Annotated in this window: 14 protein-coding genes; 6 read left to right on the top strand and 8 right to left on the bottom strand. The window is 69.8% G+C overall.

What is annotated here, in order from left to right; all coding sequences use genetic code 11:
• Positions 1-259: 259 nt before the first annotated feature.
• Positions 260-733, top strand: coding sequence for an Lrp/AsnC family transcriptional regulator (locus ACSFBM_RS24985; protein WP_435486784.1), 474 nt, complete (start codon positions 260-262; stop codon positions 731-733).
• Between the two features lie 12 nt (positions 734-745).
• Here ACSFBM_RS24985 and ACSFBM_RS24980 read toward each other — a convergent pair whose 3' ends face one another.
• Positions 746-2,755, bottom strand: coding sequence for a PhoX family protein (locus ACSFBM_RS24980; protein WP_435486783.1), 2,010 nt, complete (start codon positions 2,753-2,755; stop codon positions 746-748).
• 204 nt (positions 2,756-2,959) lie between these two features.
• Positions 2,960-4,111, bottom strand: a complete 1,152-nt coding sequence (gene mltA, locus ACSFBM_RS24975) for a murein transglycosylase A (protein ID WP_435437402.1) — start codon at positions 4,109-4,111, stop codon at positions 2,960-2,962.
• Between mltA and ACSFBM_RS24970 the strand changes: the two genes are divergently transcribed.
• The 3 genes from ACSFBM_RS24970 to ACSFBM_RS24960 all read left to right on the top strand — a co-directional run bounded on the left by ACSFBM_RS24970 (position 4,110) and on the right by ACSFBM_RS24960 (position 5,791).
• Positions 4,110-4,274: a hypothetical protein gene (locus tag ACSFBM_RS24970; RefSeq protein ID WP_435486782.1), complete on the top strand. Its 165-nt coding sequence runs from the start codon at positions 4,110-4,112 to the stop codon at positions 4,272-4,274. The genes mltA and ACSFBM_RS24970 overlap by 2 nt on opposite strands.
• A gap of 196 nt (positions 4,275-4,470) precedes the next feature.
• Entirely contained in the window at positions 4,471-5,130 is a 660-nt protein-coding gene (locus ACSFBM_RS24965) for a YiaD family glycine zipper/OmpA-like lipoprotein (RefSeq protein WP_435486781.1), read from the top strand.
• A 97-nt stretch (positions 5,131-5,227) separates the two neighbouring features.
• On the top strand, positions 5,228-5,791 hold the full coding sequence (locus ACSFBM_RS24960; protein ID WP_435437399.1) for an OmpA family protein: 564 nt from the start codon (positions 5,228-5,230) through the stop codon (positions 5,789-5,791).
• A 5-nt stretch (positions 5,792-5,796) separates the two neighbouring features.
• On the opposite strand, the gene ACSFBM_RS24955 is transcribed toward ACSFBM_RS24960, so the two are convergent.
• Genes ACSFBM_RS24955 through ACSFBM_RS24940 form a run of 4 tightly spaced genes read right to left on the bottom strand, consistent with a single transcriptional unit; the run spans position 5,797 to position 13,552 of the window.
• Complete coding sequence (locus tag ACSFBM_RS24955; protein WP_435486780.1) at positions 5,797-6,423, bottom strand: response regulator transcription factor; 627 nt, start codon at positions 6,421-6,423, stop codon at positions 5,797-5,799.
• 45 nt (positions 6,424-6,468) lie between these two features.
• A complete protein-coding gene (locus ACSFBM_RS24950; RefSeq protein ID WP_435437397.1) occupies positions 6,469-8,514 on the bottom strand; it encodes a two-component system sensor histidine kinase NtrB in 2,046 nt (681 codons plus the stop codon).
• A 2-nt stretch (positions 8,515-8,516) separates the two neighbouring features.
• Positions 8,517-9,332 (bottom strand): carbon-nitrogen hydrolase family protein, encoded by an 816-nt coding sequence (locus ACSFBM_RS24945; protein WP_435486779.1) that lies wholly within the window; start codon positions 9,330-9,332, stop codon positions 8,517-8,519.
• A complete protein-coding gene (locus ACSFBM_RS24940; RefSeq protein ID WP_435486778.1) occupies positions 9,329-13,552 on the bottom strand; it encodes a YhdP family protein in 4,224 nt (1,407 codons plus the stop codon). The genes ACSFBM_RS24945 and ACSFBM_RS24940 overlap by 4 nt, the downstream gene beginning before the upstream one ends.
• 25 nt (positions 13,553-13,577) lie before the next feature.
• Here ACSFBM_RS24940 and glnE point away from each other — a divergent pair, with 25 nt between their 5' ends.
• Positions 13,578-16,373: a bifunctional [glutamate--ammonia ligase]-adenylyl-L-tyrosine phosphorylase/[glutamate--ammonia-ligase] adenylyltransferase gene (gene glnE / locus ACSFBM_RS24935; RefSeq protein WP_435486777.1), complete on the top strand. Its 2,796-nt coding sequence runs from the start codon at positions 13,578-13,580 to the stop codon at positions 16,371-16,373.
• A gap of 139 nt (positions 16,374-16,512) precedes the next feature.
• Positions 16,513-17,670, top strand: a complete 1,158-nt coding sequence (locus ACSFBM_RS24930) for a septal ring lytic transglycosylase RlpA family protein (protein ID WP_435486776.1) — start codon at positions 16,513-16,515, stop codon at positions 17,668-17,670.
• Positions 17,671-17,702: 32 nt separating this feature from the next.
• On the opposite strand, the gene ACSFBM_RS24925 is transcribed toward ACSFBM_RS24930, so the two are convergent.
• Entirely contained in the window at positions 17,703-18,164 is a 462-nt protein-coding gene (locus ACSFBM_RS24925) for a carboxymuconolactone decarboxylase family protein (protein ID WP_435486775.1), read from the bottom strand.
• 87 nt (positions 18,165-18,251) lie between these two features.
• On the bottom strand, positions 18,252-19,136 hold the full coding sequence (locus ACSFBM_RS24920) for an RNA polymerase sigma-70 factor (RefSeq protein WP_435486774.1): 885 nt from the start codon (positions 19,134-19,136) through the stop codon (positions 18,252-18,254).
• Positions 19,137-19,206: the final 70 nt, after the last annotated feature.

The raw sequence follows: 19,206 nt of genomic DNA, 5'->3' as shown, positions 1-19,206 counted from the left end.
GCCGGGCGCGCTGCGGCCCCTGCGTTTGCGCCAGCGCCAGGAAGGCGTCGCGCCATTCGGCGGTTTCCGTGGGGTCGGGGTCGTGCGACAGCGGGGTCTGCGACGTGTCGAGCAGCAGGGCGCGCATCTGGTCGGGCGAGATCGGGGCGTTCATACCGGCACTTTAGGCCGCACCCCGAAGAATTGGCTACCGGCGCAGGCAATTCCATGCGCGCGTCGCAGCATAAAATTTTTAAAACATTACTGGAGACAGCATTTCATGCAACTCGACGCCATCGACTTGCGCATCCTCGACGAACTGCAGCGCGACGGCGCGCTGTCCAACGTGGAACTCGCGCGCCGCGTGCACCTGTCGCCCTCGCCGTGCCTGTCGCGTGTGAAGGCGCTCGAAACCGGCGGCGTGATCGATCGCTACGTGGCGCTGGCGAACCCGAAGGCGCTGGGGCTGGGCCTGAACGTGTTCATCTCGATCAGCCTGCGCACGCAGAGCAAGCAGTCGCTGGCCGACTTCGAGCAGCGCATCGCCGAGCACGACGAGGTGATGGAGTGCTACCTGATGACGGGTGACCGCGACTACCTGATCCGCATCGCGGTGGCCGACATGGCGGCGCTGGAGAAATTCATCATGGAACAGCTCACGCCGATTCCAGGGATCGAGAAGATCCGCTCGAGCTTTGCGCTCAAGCAGGTGAGATACAAGACGGCGCTGCCGTTGCCGACGGCGCCGTCCTGAATCTGTTCGCGCCTACTTGGCCAGCTTCGGCTGGATCGGATCCGCCGTGAGGTAGCCGACGGCCGCGGCGTAGCGCTCCTTGTAGTTCGCGCGCACGTACGGATTGAGCAGGTCCTGGAGAGCCTTCGAGTGGATGCCGCCCCAGTCGCCCGGGTGCTGGAAGTTGCTCATGATGTAGGTCCAGCCGTTGATCTCGTCCACCGCGTGCAGGCCGGTCGACTCACCGCCCGCGGGGATCGACATCAGGCGCGAGAGCTTCTTCGTGTCGACGTTGTACGCCCACAGGAAGTTGTTGATGTGGCTGCTGCTGTCCTCGCCGATGAACAGGGTGCGCATCTTTTCCGAGAACTTGACGTTGTCGGGGTTGCCGATCGTGTCGGGGTTCGACGTGTTGCCCAGCGCGTCGGCCGTGATGTCCTCGCCGACGATGAGCGCGCGGGTCTGCGTGGGCACCCAGTCGCTGTTGATCGCGGTGCTGCCGGCGTCCTTCTGGCCGCCCGCGAGGGTGTGGGCCATCACGCCGCCGGCGCTGAGCTTCTTTGGCAGGGCGATGTTGGTGGCCGCCGTCCAGCCCTTGCCGCCGCTGACCATCGAGTCCTGGATGTTCTGCAACGCGGAGTAGGCGATCTTGTCCTTGATGTTGACGGTGGTGCCTTCCATCTTGGTAAAGGCCATGCTCGCGCCCATGAGGTTGGCGTAGCGGTGGGTTTCGAGGAAGGCCGCGGCCAGTTCCTTGCCGGGGACGAGCTTCACCCAGTTGGCGACGCCGTCGCAGAACATCTTGGTGTAGCTCGGGTCAGCCGGGTCGGCGTACTTCACGTCCATGATGTCGGCCGGCTTGAGCGTGTTGGCCAGGGCCTCGATCTCGGCGCTGGTAGCGTGGCCGAGCTTGATCCAGGTCATCTTGGTGGCCGCGGCTGCCGGGTCGATCGAGTAGCCCGCGTCGTACTTGGCGACGTAGAGCGTGCCGGCCGACAGGTCTTTTTCCTTGTCGGCGACGAACATGAAGAAGCCGCCGTTGGTGTAGTCGTCGCCCATGATGGCGGTGCGGTTGTCGGGCATGACCTGGATCAGCTCGTGCGAGATGCGGCCCAGGCAGTAGTGCTTCTTCACGCTGCCGGTGCCGTCGGGGTTCACGGTGATCTCGGGCAGATGGCCGTAGTGGTACGGGTTGGCCGTGGTCGGGTCGCCGAACACGTTCTGGCTGTAGGCCTTGAACATGGTGTTGGTCGCAATCGCGGCGGCATCGGGCTCGTACTCTTCGCTCGAGAGGTGGGTGCCCCAGGGCGAGAGGCTCGCGCCGCAGGTGATCCACAGGCCGTGGACGCTGGACATGTCGACGTTGTGGTACTTCACCAGGCTGAGCTTGCCGGTGGTCTGGTCCTGGTCGAGCGTGAGCACCGCGATCGGCGAGGGCAGCGTGCCGTAGGTGCTGTTGCCGGCGAGGTCGCGGGTGGTGTATTCGAACTGGACCACGGCGAAGACCGGCTTGCCCTTGACGCCGTCGACCTTGGCGTTGGGCACGGTCAGCAGCGAGGTACCGTCGGGGCTGTCGGAGTAGAACTGGCGCGTATTGACCGGCACCGACTTGTCCAGGATGGGCTGGTTCTTGATGTCGTAGTAGCCGCCGGCCAGCACCTTGCCGCCCTTGCCGTCCGGCACCAGGTCGCCGGTCAGGAAGAAAGGTTGGTAGGCCAGCTTGTACTCGGTGCTGCTGCCGTTGTCGAAGGCGATCTTGAGCGTGGAGCCGACCGTGGTGGTGGCCATGGCGGCGGGATCGGCCAGCGTCGGTGCGGCCATGCCGGTGAACTCGGCGGAGACGAAGTTCGGCGTGGGCGCAGGGGCCGGAGCGGGGCTGGGTGCGGGGGCCGGAGTGACCGGCAGGAAGGTCTGGCCACCGTCGCTGCCGCCGCCGCAAGCGGTCAGGAAGGCAAGGCCGCCCAGGGGCAGCATGGGCGCGGCACCCAGCAACTTGAGGGCGTGGCGACGGGAGGCGCCGGGCGCCTTGGTGGAATCGGTCATTTTGTTTTCCAGAGATCGTGGGAGGGGATCGCCGTGAGGTCTGAAGTCAAAAGAAGTCAGCCTCTCGTCAGCCCGCGAACCATAGAAGGCGCCCGTGACGAAACCATGCATTGCGCATGACAGAGCCGTGACACAGCGCGCCGCAATGGCGGGCCGATCAACTGGAAAACAAGGAACGGGGCGGTGTGCCGGGCCCCGTCGAAATCAGGGCGCGGGCAGTTGCCGCGGCCACAGCGCCCACAGCCGCAGCGGCTGGTTCATGCTCGCAGCCAGACGTCCGGCATCGGCACCGGTGCCCGCGAAGTAGTCGGCGCGCACGGCGCCGAGGATGGCGCTGCCGGTGTCCTGCGCCACCACCAGCTTCTGCAGCTGCGCCGCCGGCCCGTTGGACGCAAGCCACACCGGCGTGCCGTATGGAATGCTTTCGCGGTCGACCGCGATGGAACGCCCGGCCGTCAGCGGCACGCCCTGCGCACCGCGCGGACCGAAGGCGGCGTCGACCTCGCTCATGGTTTCCTCGCGGAAGAAGACGTAGCGCGGGTTGCTCCACAGCAATTGCGGCACGCGCTGCGGGTTTTGCGCGGCCCAGGCCTTGGTGTCGTCGGGCCACTTGCCGACCTTGCTCACGCCCTGGCTCATGAGCCACTGCTGCACGCTGCGGTACGGCTGCTCGTTGGTGGCCGAGAAGGCCACGCGCACGGTGTGCTGGTAGCCGTTGGCCTCGGTGATGCGCAGGCGCCCCGAGCCCTGGATGTGCAGCATCAGCGCGTCGATGGGGTCGGCCATCCACGCGATCTCGCGCCCGCGCAGGGCCGCCTGCGCCTCGGGCAGGGTCTCGATTTCCTGGCGGGTGTACCAGGGGCGGCGCGGCACAAGGCCGTCCGGCGCCTGGTAGATCGGCACGCTGAAGGCGGCGCTCGGCACGCGGGAGGCCTCGTACACGGGCTCGTAGTAGCTGGTGAGCTTGCCTTCGGTCTGCCCGTTGAGCGCCTCGACGCGGTACGGCTGCAGCCGGTCGGTCATCCACTGGCGCTGCTCTTCGGGGGTGGCGATGGTGAGCTGGCGCACGTCGCGGCACAGCGGCGCGAAGGCGGCGTTGGGACGCGCGCAGTTGGCCAAGAGCGCGATCCAGGCCTCGTGCAGCGGGTCTTCGCCGAAGCCCGGCAGTTCCGCCCAGCCGACAGGCACCCAGCGGCTCTTGGGGTGCGCGAGCGAACCGGTGAGCGGACCGAGGTCGCGCGGCGGGGTGATGACGGGAGGGCGGGTGGGTGCGTCGGGCGCACGCGGGCCGGTGGAACAGGCTGCGAGCGTTGCTACGATCACAAGCCCGACCAGCCACTGGAGTCCATTTCTCATGGGTTTGATTCTGCTTGAAGCCCTCGCCGCGGGACTTGTGTTCATCTTGATCATCTGGTGGACCATGTTTTCCGGCCGCAAGAAGGGTGAATTGCACGACGAGGACGAGGCCGATGCCGGCCACGACGCCCCCGGGCCAAAAAACCCACCGCCGAAACCGTGAATTCCTCGTGTAGCCCGATGCCGCGGGAAGGTGTCGGAAAAGCACCTTGACGCTATTACTTTAGTAGCAATCATCGCAGCATTCATGCGCGTTTGCGACTCTTTTCTTATTTTCCATAGGGCTTTGAGGTCGTACCATCGCGTGCTCCCCTGGCGCTAAGCTGCATCCCGATTGATTCAACCTGAAGGGCAACGCCATGAAAAAATTCGTACTCGCCACCTGTGCCACCGCCGTCATCCTGTCCGGCTGCGCCGGCGGCATGACCGACACCCAACGCAACACCGGCATCGGCGCCGGCATCGGTGCCCTGGGCGGCGCGGCCATCGGCTCGGCCACCGGCGGCAACCGCGGTGCCATCGGCACGGGCGCGGTGGTCGGCGCGGCAGCCGGCGCACTGGGCGGCTACCTGTGGTCGCAGCGCATGGAAAACCAGAAGCGCCAGATGGAAGCCGCCACGCAGGGCACCGGCATCGCCGTGACGCAAACGCAGAACAACGAACTGAAGCTGCAGATTCCGAGCGACGTGTCCTTCGACGTGGGCCGCGCCAACATCAAGTCGAACTTCGCGCCCGTGCTCGACCAGTTCGCCAACGGCCTGCGCAACAACCCGAACGCCGAGGTGCGCATCATCGGCCACACCGACAGCACCGGCTCGGACGCCATCAACAACCCGCTGTCGGTCGACCGCGCGGCCAGCACGCGCGACTACCTGGTGGCGCGCGGCGTGAACGCGGCGATCTTCCGCATCGAAGGCCGCGGCTCACACGAGCCGATTGCCGACAACAACAGCGACGCCGGCCGGGCACAGAACCGCCGCGTCGAGATCTACGTGGGTGAACGCGCGCCGCAGCGCTGATCGGCGCGTTCACCGCACCGGGAAACCGGCCGTGCCTGAAAAAAAGATAAAGGCCGGTTCCCGCTACCGTTCCATTGGTCCATAGAGAGGGAAACTCATGAGGAAGTTTGTTGTTGCGAGCGCGGCCGCGGCCGCGCTGGTGTTCATTGCGGGCTGCGCTTCGCAGACGCCGCCACCGGCTGCCGCCGCGCCGGCAGCCGCCCCGGCGGCGCCGGCCAACAGCTGGACGGCCCGGCTGGCCGCGCTGAAGACCGACCTCGAGACCTCGACCAAGGGCACGGGCGTGGTGATCGAACAGACCGCAGACAACCAGCTGCACGTGGTGATTCCGAACGAACTGTCGTTCGACACGGGCCGCTCCAACGTCAAGCGCAACCTGGCGCAGGTGCTCGACAAGGTCGCCGAAGGCCTGAAGAGCGCCACCGCCGCCAGCGTGCGCGTGGTGGGCCACACCGACGCCACGGGCAGCGAGGAAGGCAACGAACGCCTCTCGGTGAGCCGCGCCGACAGCGTGCGCAACCACCTGGTGGGCCGCGGTGTGTCGACCACCGTCATCACCACCGACGGCCGAGGCTCGCGCGAACCGCTGGCGGACAACGGAACGGCGGCAGGCCGCGCACAGAACCGCCGCGTCGAGATCTTCGTGGCGGAAAAGGCCTAAGCGCTCTAGAGGTCCCTGAGGCGGTTCGCCAGCTCGACGGCCGACTTCACTTCCATCTTGTCGAACACGCGCGCGCGGTGGACCTCCACCGTGCGCACGCTGATCGCGAGCTGGTCGGCAATCAGCTTGTTGGGCAGGCCTTCGACCACGAGCCGCATCACGTCGCGCTCGCGGTCGGTCAGCTCGGCGACGCGCTCGGCCAGCCCGCGGCGCTGGCGCTGCACCTCGAGCGCCTGCAGCGACGCACCGAGCGCATGCTCGATGCGGTCGACCAGGGCGTTGTCCGAGAACGGCTTCTCGCAGAAATCGAAGGCGCCGCGCTTGACCGCGTCCACGGCCGTCGGCACGTCGGCATGCCCCGTCAGGAAGATCACCGGCATCGCGGGCAGCAGGCCGCGCTCGGCCAGCCGGTCGAACAGCACCAGCCCGCTGGTGCCGGGCATGCGCACGTCCAGCAGCAGGCACAGCGGTTGCTCGGGCAGCGGCCCCTGGTCGAGGAACAGCTCGAACGTCTCAGCACTGCCGAAATGCTCGCTGGCCAGGCGCCGCGAGCGCAGCAGCCAGGCCAGCGCCTCGCGCACGCTGGCGTCGTCGTCCACGATGAAGATCAAGCCATCGATCAGCGGTTGCATGCCATGAAGTCCAGCAGAAAAAATGGTTGATGGAAAAAAGCGCCGTCAGCCTGCGGCCGGAAGCGTGAATCGGAAGACGGTGCCCCGGGGCTTGTTCGGCTCGAACACCAGCGCCCCGCCATGTTGCTCCACCACCGTGCGGCACAGGCTCAGGCCGAGCCCCATGCCGTCGGCGCGCGTGGTGAAGAAGGGCGTGAAGAGCCGCTCGGCGACCTCGGTGCTGATGCCGCAGCCCAGGTCGGCCACCGAAAATTCGATCCAGCGCCGGCCGTCTTCCTGCCCGGTGCCGCCCACCGCCACGGCGCGCGCCACGCGCAGGCGCAGCACCCGGCTGCCGACATTGTCGGGGCCGTCCATGGCCTGCATCGCGTTGCGCGCCAGGTTCAGCAGCACCTGCTCGACCAGCGTGCGGTCGCACATGGCCGCGGGCAGGCGGTCTTCGAGCACCACCTCGATGATCACGCCCAGCTTGCGCGCCTGCAGCCGCACCAGCGGCAGCACGGCGTCGATCAGCGCCTGCGGCGCCACGGCCTCGCGCGTGCGGTCGCGCCGGCGCACGAAGTCGTGCACGCTGCGAATCACCTGCCCCGCGCGGTCGGCCTGCTCGGCGATGCGCTTCACGGCCATGGCCACCTCGCCCTGGTCGCCCGTCGCGTTCGGCCCGAGCAGGTTGAGCGAGCCGCTCGCATAGCTGGCAATGGCGGCCAGCGGCTGCGTGAGCTCGTGGCTCAGCAGCGAAGCCATCTCGCCCACGGTGGCCAGCCGCGCGCTGGCCTGCAGGCGCTCCTGGCTGGCGCGCGAGAGCTCCTCGATGCGGCGCTGCTCGCTCACGTCGATGAACGCGCTCATCCAGCCGGTCTGCACCTTGTGCGCGTTGATCAGCGGCGCCTCGAAGATCAGCACCGGAAAGCGCGTGCCGTCCTTGCGCATGAAGACCGACTCGAAACCCTCGCGCGGCGGCATGCCGCCGGCCAGGCGGCGGGCCTGGCGCTGCTGGTATTCGTGCGCCAGTTCGGTGGGCCAATACGGCGCTTCCGTGTTGTCGGCCATGAGCTCTTCGGGGCTGAAGCCCACCATCTCGCAGAAGGCCGGGTTCACGTAGGTGATGCGGCCCTGCAGGTCGCGCGCGCGCAGGCCGGTGATGACCGAGTCTTCCATCGCCTTGCGAAAGGCCAGCGCGTCGGCCAGGTCGCGCTCGGCGCGCAGCCGGCGGCGCGTGTCGCGCGCCAGCAGCACCAGCACCGACACCAGCGCGATGGAAATGGCCGTGACCAGCGCGGTGAGCATGTTCGGGAACAGGTCGGGCGCGGCGCGCCAGCCGTCCACGCGCAGCATCAACGCGGCGCCCGGCAGGTCGATGAGCTGCTGCGACGTGAACACGCGCGTGCCGGTGCGCCGCGAGGTGCCCAGCGCCACCAGCCGCGTGCCGTCGGCCTCGGTGAAGGCCACCTCCTGGCCGCGCGTGAGCGTGGGGCCGACCAGTTCGATGAGCGCGTCGCGCAGCGAATAGCTGGCCACGAGGTAGCCGCCCGCGTCGATCGGCACGCACAGCTCCATCACCTCGACGCCGCCGCCGCCGGCAATCGGCACGTAGTGGCTCGGCGAATAGGCCGGCGCGCCGAGCTTGCGGGCGGCGGCGCAGGCCAGCGTGACGTCGGACTGCTCGGGGCCGCGGGTCGCCTCGTCGAGGATGCGCATGCGGTAGGGCGTGTTGACGGCCTGCAGCGGACGCAGCGCGGCGTCGCGCCATTCCAGGCGCAGCCATTCGCGGTGCTCGCGCAGCAGCGAGGCCGCGATGTCGGGCCACAGCGCGCGGTCGGCGCCCGGGGCCTGCGTGGCGCGCAGGCTCTGCGCGTTGCGCTGGAAGCCGCTGCGCAGGTCGGACACCGCATCGGCGGTGTCGCGGTCGAGCGCGGCCTGCACCTGCTCGACCTCGTGCCGCCCCGCGAGCCACACCACCGTGACCAACAGCGCGGACACCAGCACCGCCAGCAGCAGCCACAGGAACCAGCGCTGCCACAGGGAGCGCAGCCGCGCGAACGCCAGCAGCGCCCGGCGCGGCGGCGCGACGGTCGGCAACGCGTCGGACATCGCTAGAGCACGCAGTGCGACAGCACGGGCAGTTGCGCCCGTGTGCGCTCGACCTGCGCCGCGTCGATGTCGAACAGCACCACGCCTTCTTCGGTGGCCTGTTGCGCCACCACCGTGCCCCAGGGGTTGACGACCAGCGACTGGCCCCAGGTGTGGCGGCCGTTTTCGTGCGTGCCGCCCTGCGCGGGCGCGACCACCCAGGCCAGGTTCTCGATGGCGCGGGCGCGCAGCAGCACCTCCCAGTGGGCGGCGCCGGTGGTGCGCGTGAAGGCGCTGGGCACCAGCAGCAGGTCGGCGCCCTGCCTGGCGAGCGCGCGGTACAGCTCGGGAAAGCGCAGGTCGTAGCACACGCTCATGCCCACGCGCCAGCTGTGGCCGTCGCGCGAAGGCAGGTCGAACACCACGGGCTCGGTGCCCGGGGCGATGACGCGGCGCTCGTCGTAGCGCTCGGTGCCGTTGTCGAAGAAGAACAGGTGGATCTTGTCGTAGCGCGCCACGCACCTGCCCTCGGGCGAGAAGGCCAGCGAGCTGTTGAACACGTGCTCGGCGTCGGTGCTCTCGATGGGCAGCGTGCCGCCCACGATCCACAGGCCGAACTCGCGCGCCGCATCGGCCAGGAAGCCCTGCACCGTGCCTGCGCCGGCGGTTTCGCGCAGGCCCAGCTTGTCGGTGTCGCGCGCGCCCATCATGCAGAAATACTCGGGCAGCACGGCGAGTTCGGCGCCGGCCGCGGCGGCCTGCGCAAGCAGGCCGTGGGCGCGCGCGAGGTTGGTTTCGCGGGCGATGGCCGACACCATCTGGACGGCTGCGACTTTCATTGCGTGGTCTCCGGTTTCTTGTCTTCGTTGGCCGTGGACGGACCCGAACCGCGCGAGCCCGACAGCCCCGGCATCGACGGGATGCCCTGCGGCAGCAGCTGCAGCGAGCGCGGCACCTTGGTGATCTTCGGGTCGGCCCAGGTGCCTTCGATGTGGAACTCCTGCGTGGCCGCCGCCGACAGCGGCTTGCTCAGCACCCATTGGGCCAGGAAGGTGCCCAGCCCGATGGCGGGGTTGATGGCCGTGGCCACCAGCGCGGCCGTGCCGGCATTGATCTCGGGCACCACCACCACGCGCAGGTCTTGTGTCTCGCGCACGATGTCGGCCGAGCCGTCCATCAGCGCGGCGGCGTTCACACCCTTCATCTGCAGGTTGTTGGTGCTGGCGATGCCCTTGTTGATCTTCGCGTCGCCGCGGATGAAGTCGAAGGCGAAGCCCTGGCTGAACACGTCGCGGAAGTCGAGCGTGAGCCGGCGCGGCAGCGCCTGCAGGCTCAGCACGCCGAGCAGCTTGGCAAGGCCCGGGTCGGCCTTGAGGAACTGGCCCTGCTCCACGTCGACCTGCAGCTGCCCGCCCAGGCTCGGGTAGTCGAGCGAGAACGGCGAGCCGCGCCAGTTGACGTCGCCCTCCAGCCGACCCTTGCCGCGGCGCAGCACGCCCGGCATGCCGAAGCGCGCGAGCAGCTCGCCGGCGTCGGAAATGTCGAGCCTGAAGGTCATGCCGGTGCGACGCTGGCCGGCCGCCCCGCCGGGCACGCCCGCCCAGGTGCCCTTGGCGGCGAAGCTCGCCTCGGGCATGGTGAAGGCGAGCTTGTTGAGCGCCCATTCGCGGCCCGCGCCGCCGCGGTTGACCGCGTCGATCTCGGCGCGGCCCAGGCGCTTGCCCAGCAGCTCGAAGTCGTCCACCACGATGTCGAGCGCGGGCAAGGTGCCCGGCTGTTCGTCGAGCAGGGTCTCGACCTGGGTGGCTTCGCTGGGCGCGATCTTCAACCGCGCAAGCCGCGCATACAGCCGCCCGGCCTGCGTGTGGCGGTACTCGGCGTAGCCGCTGAGTTCGGTGGCGTCGATGTTGGCGCGCCAGAGGTCACCGTCGCGCGTGCCGCCGAGCACCACGTTGTGCAGCGTGCGGCCCGCCACGGCGAGCTGCTGCGCGCGCACGGCGATGCGCGTGGGCAGGTAGGCCAGGGAGGGGTCGTCGGCGCGCTCGGCGCCCTCGGCCGCAGTGACGCCTGCGCCCGTCTGCCCGCCGGTACCGGTCGCCTCGCCCACCAGCGACTGCCACGCCCCCATGTCGAGCTTGCCCACGTTGACGTTGGCGAACACGCCCTTGTCGGGCAGGCTGGCGGTTTCGCCCGCCACCAGGCCGATGCCGATGCTGCCGCGCACCACGCGCGCTTCGTTGCCCACGAGGTCGCGCACGTACTGCACGGCGCCGATGCGCCCGAGGTCGAGCGACAGCTGGTCCTGCGTGGCGGTGCCCACGGCAACGGCGGCGCCCTGGCGGGCTTCGCGCGCCAGCACCTTCTTCTCGATGCGCAGCGGCATCTGCTCTTCGGCGCTCTTCATGAGCGGGGGCGGCAGTTGCAGGGCCAGGCCCTGCAGGCTGCTGGTGAGCGAGAACTCGGGCGTGCCGTCGCGCATCGAGAAGGTGGCCGCATACGGCGTGCTGCCGGTGGCCTTCTTCGCCAGGCGGGCGAGCCAGTCGACCTCGCGCGCGCCGCGCAGGCCATCGGCGGTGGCGGTGCCCTGTGCCTTCAGCGCGACTTCGCGGCTGGGGCCGGTGAAGCGGCCGCGGCCTTCGACGCGGACGTCGCCGCCGAGCAGCCTGGCCTGCACGTTGGCCATCGTGAAGCCGGTCTCGGTGAAGCTCAGCGTGCCCTTGGCCTGCGTGAAGGTGGGGGCCTCGGGCACGATCTGCAGCTCGTTGCCGGACAGCACCACGCTGGCCTGCACCTTGGCGTTGTCCATGGCGGCCAGGGGCAGTTCGAGGTGCAGCTTGTAGTCGGCGGAGCCGGTGGCGCGCGCGCGCAGCATGATCTCGCCGGTGTCCCCGGCCAGCGGCGCGCCCGCGCGCAGCACCTCGCCCAGCGGCCCCTTGGCCTGGGCGTCCACACGCAGCATCGAGGCGTGGTGCGACATGTCGGCAATCTGCGCCTCGGCCCTGGTCACCTCGACGCCCGGCGCGCCCACCAGCCGGCCGCGCGCATTGCGCACCAGCATGCCGGCGCGCTCGAACACCAGTTCGCCCGACAGGCCGGTGAGCGGCGGCCACACCGGCGGGGGCATGCCGCTGCGCGCGGCAGGTTGCGCGGTGCCGCTCGGGGTGTGGGGCGGCGCGTAGGCGTAGTCGACGTCGGCCACCTTGGCGGCGATGCGGAAGTCGCCCTGCTTCGGGTCCATGAAGGGCATGTCGTGCAGGTCGCCGCGCACGCGGAAGTCGACGCTGCTGGCGGTGCCCTTGGTGACGGCGTCGCGCACGTAGTCGCGCGTGTGCTGGGGAATGTCCAGCGGCAGGTAGCGGAACACGCGCGTGCCGTCGGCGCGCGTGAGCTTGCCCTGCAGGTCGAGCACGCCGGGGTAGCGGCCCTTGCCGCTGGAGACGGCCGGGTCGCTGGTACGCCAGCTGGCCTCGGCATCGCCCTCGGCGTCGGCGTTGACGAAGCGCAGCCTGGACACCTGCAGCTGCGCGTTGCCGTTGTCGAGCTTCCATTGCAGCTGGGTCGAGAGCCGCTCGATGGGGACCACGGGCTCTTCGAACACGCCGGGGAATTCGAGCGTGCCCTGTGCGATGGCCAGCGTGGCGGTGCCGCCGGCGTGGGTGGCGTCGAAGTCGACGGTGGCGCCGCTGAGGCCGGGGGTGCCGGGGTGGGCCCTGGGGGGAGCGGCGGTTGCGGCGGTGGTGGTCGTGGTGGTCGTGGTGCTGGTGCTCGCCGCGGGTTGCGAGGCCACGCGCAAGCCGCTGATGCGGCCCTTGGCCTGGTAGCGGTCGGGCGCGCCCGGCGAACCCTGCCAGTTCAGGTCGATGTGCTCGACCAGACCGCGCGGCGCATAGGCCTCCAGCACGCGGTGCGTGGCGTCGCCCAGCGGCAGCCGGTCGGCGATGAGCGCCAGCGCGGCCAGGTCGAGGCGGTCGGCGCGCATGGCGCCGTGCTCGGGCGTGCGGCCCTTGGCCGGCGTGTGCTGCAGCCACAGGTTGCCGCCCGGCCAGCGCATGCCGTCGCTGGTGTCGAACTGCAGCGCGGTGGTCGAGAACTCGAGCGTGTCCTCGGTCCGCTGGCCGGCCAGGCGGCCGGTGACGGCGCGCAGCACCAGCGGCTGCAGGCCCTTGTCGAGCGAGACGTCGACCTTGTCCAGCCCCAGGTCGGCCGCGCCGCCGACGACCTGGCCGTCGTCCACGTCGGCCCACACGCGCAGCGCACCGTTGCCTTCGCGGATGCGCGCGTCGAGCGACACGTACTGCCCCAGGCGCGTGACGTCGATGTAGGGCAGGTCGGCATAGAGCTGGCCGTCCCAGGTCTGCCAGTGGCCGCTGCGTATCGACAGCAAGGGCTGGCGGAACTGGCCGCGCAAGGTGAAGCGCTCGCCCCAGCCGGCCGGCGGGGTGGCGTCGAGCCGCAGCCCGTGGCGGCGCGACGTGTTGCGCGCAACGAAGCGCACGTCGGTCAGCAGCAGGGGTTCGGCCTGTCGCTGCTCGTCGGTCCAGCGCACGGTGCCGCCTTCGATGACCAGCTCGCGCTGCGCGAAAAACCAGTCGGCGCCGCGGGTCTCTCCGGTGGTGTCGGTCGACATGTGCAAACCAGCCACATGGAGTTTTCCCTGAGTGTCGCGGCGCACGTCGAGCTGCGGGCCCTCGATGTAGAGCTGCTCGAAATTCAGCCGCCACAGCGAGCGCGGCGACACGCTGGCCACCACGCGCACGAGGCGCAGCGCCTCGCGCTGGTCGGCGTCCTGCAGCACCACGTCGCGCAGTTCGAAGGCTGGAAAAAGCCCTTCGGAGCGGGCGGTGATCGAGCCGATGCGCACCGGCACGCCGATGGCCTTGCTAGCCTGTGCTTCCAGGGCGCCGCGAAAATCGCCGATTCGCGGCACAATCCACGCGTGTAGGACAACGACTGACAGCGCCAGCAGAAGCCATGCAGCGATCAACAGACCCAGCAGCCAGCGCGCCGTCACAGCGGTGATTTTGAGCAGACGTGAAGGGGGAGACGCCGTGTCGTTCATTGAGGATCGCGCTGTGTCGGGAATTATGACCGCCAGCATTCAGAGGGGTTCCACGGAAACCGACAGCAGTGTGAACCAGTTGCAAGCCACATCGACGCAAACCGCGTTCTCCTCCTACTCGCGCTTCGTGCAGCGCCTGCGTCGCAGGTACGCGGCCGAGCTTTCATGGCTTCCCCCTGGCGCGCCGCGGCGCGAATCGATGACTGTGGCCTACGAGGCATTGCGCCGACGTGGGGACAGCGTGGGCGATGCACTGCGAATTGTGCGGCAGCTGGTGATGGAACGGCTCGTCACCCTCGATTGCGACGCGCAGGCGCCGCTGGCCGTGGTGACCACCGCGGTCACCGAGCTGGCCGAACTGGCCCTCGATGTCGCCTGCCAGGACGCCTGCCATGAACTCGATGCGGTGCACGGCGCCCCGCTCGGCCCCGAGGGCCAGCGCGCGCAACTGTGGGTCGTGGGCATGGGCAAGCTGGGTGCGCGCGAGCTCAACGTGTCGAGCGACATCGACCTCATCTACCTCTACGACGTCGACGGCGAGACGAAGGGCGACGCCGACGGCCGCGGCCGGCTGTCGAACCAGGAGTACTTCTCGCGCGCCGTGAAGCGCATCTATGCGCTGGTGGGCGACACCACCGAGCACGGCTTCGTGTTCCGCGTCGACCTGGCGCTGCGGCCCAACGGCAACTCGGGGCCCAGCGTGGTCTCGCTCGATGCGCTGGAAGAGTATTTCCAGGTGCAGGGCCGCGAATGGGAGCGCTTTGCCTGGATGAAGAGCCGCGTGGTGGCGCCGCGCGACATCGTGCTGGCGGGCCAGGCCCAGGGCCTGCGCGGCGCGGTGCTGCCCTTCGTGTTCCGCCGCTACCTCGACTACAGCGTGTTCGATGCGCTGCGCGTGCTGCATCGGCAGATCCGCGAGCAGTCGGCGCGCCGCAGCGCGGGCCGGCCCGAGCGCGCCAACGACGTGAAGCTGTCGCGTGGCGGCATCCGCGAGATCGAGTTCACCGTGCAGCTGCTGCAGGTGGTGCGCGGCGGCCAGTTCCCCGAACTGCGCACGCGGCCCACGCTCGACGCGCTGCAGCGGCTGGCGCGCGCCGGCCTGATGCCGCAGGAAAGCGCCGACGCGCTGGCGCAGGCCTACGAGTTCCTGCGCCGCGTGGAACACCGCATCCAGTACCTGGACGACCAGCAGACCCACGTGCTGCCGGTGGCCGACGACGACCTGCGCTGGATCGCCCAGACCATGGGCTATGCCGACTGCTGCCCGTTCCTCGCGCAGCTCGACACGCACCGCGAGTTCGTCGCGCAGGAGTTCGACAAGCTGCTCGGCAGCGACAAGCCCTGCAGCGGCAAGTGCAGCGGCAAGAAGGCCGCTGCGCCCGCCGAGCTGGCCGACCTGCTCGGCGACCTGCCTCCCGCCTTCGCCGAGCGCATCCGCGACTGGTGCGAGCAGCCGCGCGTGCTGGCCCTGCGCGAAGACACCCGCGCACGGCTGCGCCAGCTGGTGCAGCGCACCGGCGCGTGGCTGAAGGAACCCGACGGCGATGGCGAGGGACAGACGCCGCGCCACGTCGATGCCGCGCTGCGCTGGGCCGACTGGATCGAGCCGCTGATGCGCCGCGAGAGCTACCTGGCGCTGCTGGTCGAACGCCCGGCCGTGCAGGAGCGCCTGCTGCGCCTGCTGGGCTCGGCGAAGTGGCCCGCGCGCTACCTGATGCAGCACCCCGGCGTGATCGACGAGCTGGCCAGCGACGAAATGCTCTCGGGCCGCTTCGTGGCGGCCGAGTTCGAGCGCGAGCTCGAGGCGCGCCACGCCTCGCTCACCCGCACCGGCGAGGCCGATGAGGAGCGCCTGCTCAACCTGCTGCGCCATGCGCACCACGCCGAGGTGTTCCGCACCCTGGCGCGTGACGTGGACGGCCGCATCACGGTGGAGCAGGTGGCCGACGACCTGAGCGCGCTGGCCGACACCACGCTGCGCGTGACGGCCCGCTGGTGCTGGCCGCATGTGCGCAACCGGCACCGCGAGGTGGCGCAGTTCGCCATCATCGGCTACGGCAAATTGGGCGGCAAGGAACTGGGCTACGGCAGCGACCTGGACATCGTGTTCGTGTACGACGACGACGACGAGCGCGCCGGCGAGGTGTATGCGGCCTACGTGCGCAAGCTGATCAACTGGCTCACGGTGAAGACGCGCGAAGGCGACCTGTTCGAGATCGACACGGCCCTGCGGCCCAACGGCAACTCGGGCCTGCTGACCACCAGCTTCCAGGCCTACGAGAAGTACCAGCTCGGCCGCGGCAGCAACACGGCGTGGACCTGGGAGCACCAGGCCATGACGCGCGCGCGCTTCGTGCTGGGCAGCGAGGACCACGGCGCCGAACTGGGTGCGCGCTTCGACCAGGTGCGCGAGGCCGTGCTGGTGGCGCCGCGCGACCGCGAGGCGCTGAAGGCCGAGATCATCGCCATGCGCGACAAGCTGCGCGGCGCGCGGCCGGTGAAGGCCGGCCGCTTCGACGTGAAGCACAGCCCCGGCGGCATGGTCGATGCCGAGTTCGCGGTGCAGTTCCTGGTGCTGTCGTCGTCCGGCGAACACCCCGAGCTGATTCCGAACGTGGGCAACATCGCGCTGCTGCTGCGCGCCGAACTGGCCGGCATGCTACCCGAGGGCGTGGGCCGCAGCGCGGCGCGCGCCTACCGCGAGCTGCGCCGCGTGCAGCACCGCGCACGCCTGAACGAAGAACCGACGCAAGTCACCCCGCCCGCACTGGCCGCCGAGCGCGACGCCATGCTGGCGCTGTGGAAGGCCGTGTTTGGCTGATCTGGCTCACCCCCCGGCTTCGCGCACTTCGTGTCGCTTCGCCACCCCCCTCGCCGGGGGCAACACCGGCGGCCCGGCAAAGCCGGTTCCGCGGTGTTCCTGGCGCGAACCGCGACAGGCACTCGCTGTGTGCGCGGTCGTGGTCGCCGTACTTCTGGCCGGTTGCGCGAGCAGCACACGCACCGGCGGCGGCGTCGCCAGCGGCCGCGACGGCCCCGGCAGCCACATTCCGCCGGACCTTGCCAGCGTGCCCGACGCCGAGCCCCGCATCGAGCCGATCCGCACCAGCGGCGGCACCAGCAAGCCCTACACGGTGCTGGGCCGCGGCTATGCGCCGGTCACCGACGACCGGCCGTTCCGCGAGTCCGGAATGGCCTCGTGGTATGGCAGCAAGTTCCATGCGGCGTCGACGTCCAGCGGCGAGCCCTACGACATGTACGCCATGACGGCCGCGCACAAGACGCTGCCGCTGCCCAGCTATGTGCGCGTGCGCAATCCGGCCAACGGACGCGAGGTGATCGTGCGGGTGAACGACCGCGGGCCCTTCGTCGACGGCCGCGTCATCGACCTGAGCTACACGGCCGCGCTGAAGCTCGACCTGCTGCGCGGCGTGGCACCGGTGGAGATCGAACGGATCACCAACGAGGACATCCGCACCGGCGCCTGGCGGCGCGACTCGGACACGGCGTATGCCGCCGCGGCACCTGCTGCCGCGCCCACTGCCGCACCCATGGCCGTTCCGGTGCGCATGCCGGCGACGCGCGTGGCGAGCGCCCAGCAGGTGCGCGTGCCGGCCGAATGGGTGGCGCCGGTCGGTGCGGCGTACAACGACATTCCACCGCCGGCCTCGACGATGCCGGTCGTGCCGCAGACGCCGATGACAGCGGCCCCATCCGCCGCTTCCGGTGCCTCGGCGGGGGCCGAAACGGAATCGGCGCAGTGGCCGCCCTCCACGCCGCCGTCGCGGCCGGCCATCGTGGTCAACGACCTGGCGCCGCTGCAGGCGGCACCGTCGTCACCGCCGCCGTTGCCGCCCGGCGCACCCGCGCCGTCCGCCGCGCTGCAGGGCTTCTGGGTGCAACTGGGCGCGTTCCGCGAACGCGACGGCGCCGAGAGCCTGCTGAACCAGGCCGCGCGCGGCCTGCCTTCGCTGGCGCCGCAGTTGCGGGTGTTCAGCGAAGCAGGCACGCACCGGCTGCAGGCCGGGCCCTTCCCCTCGCGCAACGCGGCCGGCGAAGCCGTCACGCAGCTGCGCGACACCCTGCGCATCTCGCCGATGGTGGTCGAGCGGCGCTGACCGAGCCCACGCCCGCACAGGGCATCGCTCAGTCAGTCGATCGGCTTGGCTGCCACCGGCAGCTGCATGCCCACGCCCAAACGGTTCCATGCATTGATCTGCGCGATGGCCACCGAGAGCTCGACGATTTCGAGCTCGTTGAACTGGGCCTTCACCGCTTCGTACTCCACGTCGCGCGAGCCGTGGTCGCTGGACAGGCGCGTCAGGCTCTCGGCCCAGCCGAGTGCGGCGCGTTCGCGCGCGTCGTAGAAGCTCACTTCGCGCCAGGTGGCCAGGCTGTTGATGCGCTGCCAGTCTTCGCCCTGCACGCGCAGGTCGCGCACATGCATGTCCAGGCAGTAGGCGCAGCCGTTGATCTGCGAGACGCGGGCGAAGACCAGGTCGACCAGCTTCTTGCCGAGCGTGGTCGATTCGATGGCGCCGTTGACGCCGAGCATGGCCTGGAAGGCCTTGGGCGCGATCTTGAACCAGGCGAGGCGGGGGGCAGTGTTCACGGTGACTATCTCCAGGGTGGTTGACGATGAAATCTGCTTACCCACTGAAGACGGGCGAACCCTGCGCCCTGTGACACGCCGCGCGAATTATTTCGATGCAACGCGCCGGGCGATGCGCGCGAGCTTGTCCGGATTGCGCTGCGCGCGGATGCGCACGATGCGGTCGTTCTCTATTTCGAAGGTCTGCGCCGATTCGAGCTGGCCGTCGACGAAACGCAGCAGGCCGGGCTCGCCATTGATGTCGACCACCTCCACGCGCATGGCCGCGCCCCCCGAGCGCCGCCAGACGGCGAAGTAGAGCTGGGCCAGCCGCTGGCTGCCGCGCAGGATCTTGCCGAAGCTCGGCACCTTGCCGCCGCCGTCGCTCAGCAGTTCGGCGTCTTCCGACATCAGCGCCTTCAAGTCCTGCAGGCTGCCGCGCACGGCGGCATCGGCGAAGGCGCGCAGCAACCGCTCGTGCGTCTCGCGCGGCACGCTGAAGCGCGGGCGTGCGTCCAGCACCTGGGCCTTGGCGCGGTGCACCAGCTGGCGGCAGGCGGCCTCGGTCTTGCCGAGGGTGCGGGCAAGGTCCTCGTAGTCGGCGTCGAACACCTCGCGCAGCAGGAAGGCGGCACGCGCTTCGGGCGCGAGGCGTTCGAGCACGGCCAGGAAGGCGACCGAGACGTTGTCGGCGCGCTCCAGCAGTTGCTCGGGGGTGTCGGGGGCGCCCGTCAGGGTGGGCTCGGGCATCCAGGTGCCGATGTAGTGCTCGCGCTCGACCTTGGCGGCGCGCAGCCGGTCGATCGACAGGCGGGTGACCACCGTCACGAGCCAGGCGTCGGCGCTGTCGAAAGTGTCCCGGGCGGCTTCATGCCAGCGCAACCAGGCGTCCTGCACGACCTCTTCCGCCTCGGCCATGGCGCCGAGCATGCGGTAGGCAATGCCCTGCAGCCGGGGGCGCAGGCGGTTGAAGGTGAGGGTGGCGTCGTCCATGAGGGCTAGACGGCTGGCATTCCCCGTTTGTGACGGCGGCCTCAAAAAAACGCCCCGGGGTGCGGGGCGT

The sequence above is a fragment of the Variovorax pasteuri genome, assembly GCF_051216435.1.
In the GTDB taxonomy this organism is placed as follows: Bacteria; Pseudomonadota; Gammaproteobacteria; order Burkholderiales; family Burkholderiaceae_C; genus Variovorax.
Note: the sequence above shows the minus strand (reverse complement) of the source record. Positions and strands in the feature narration are given on the sequence as shown.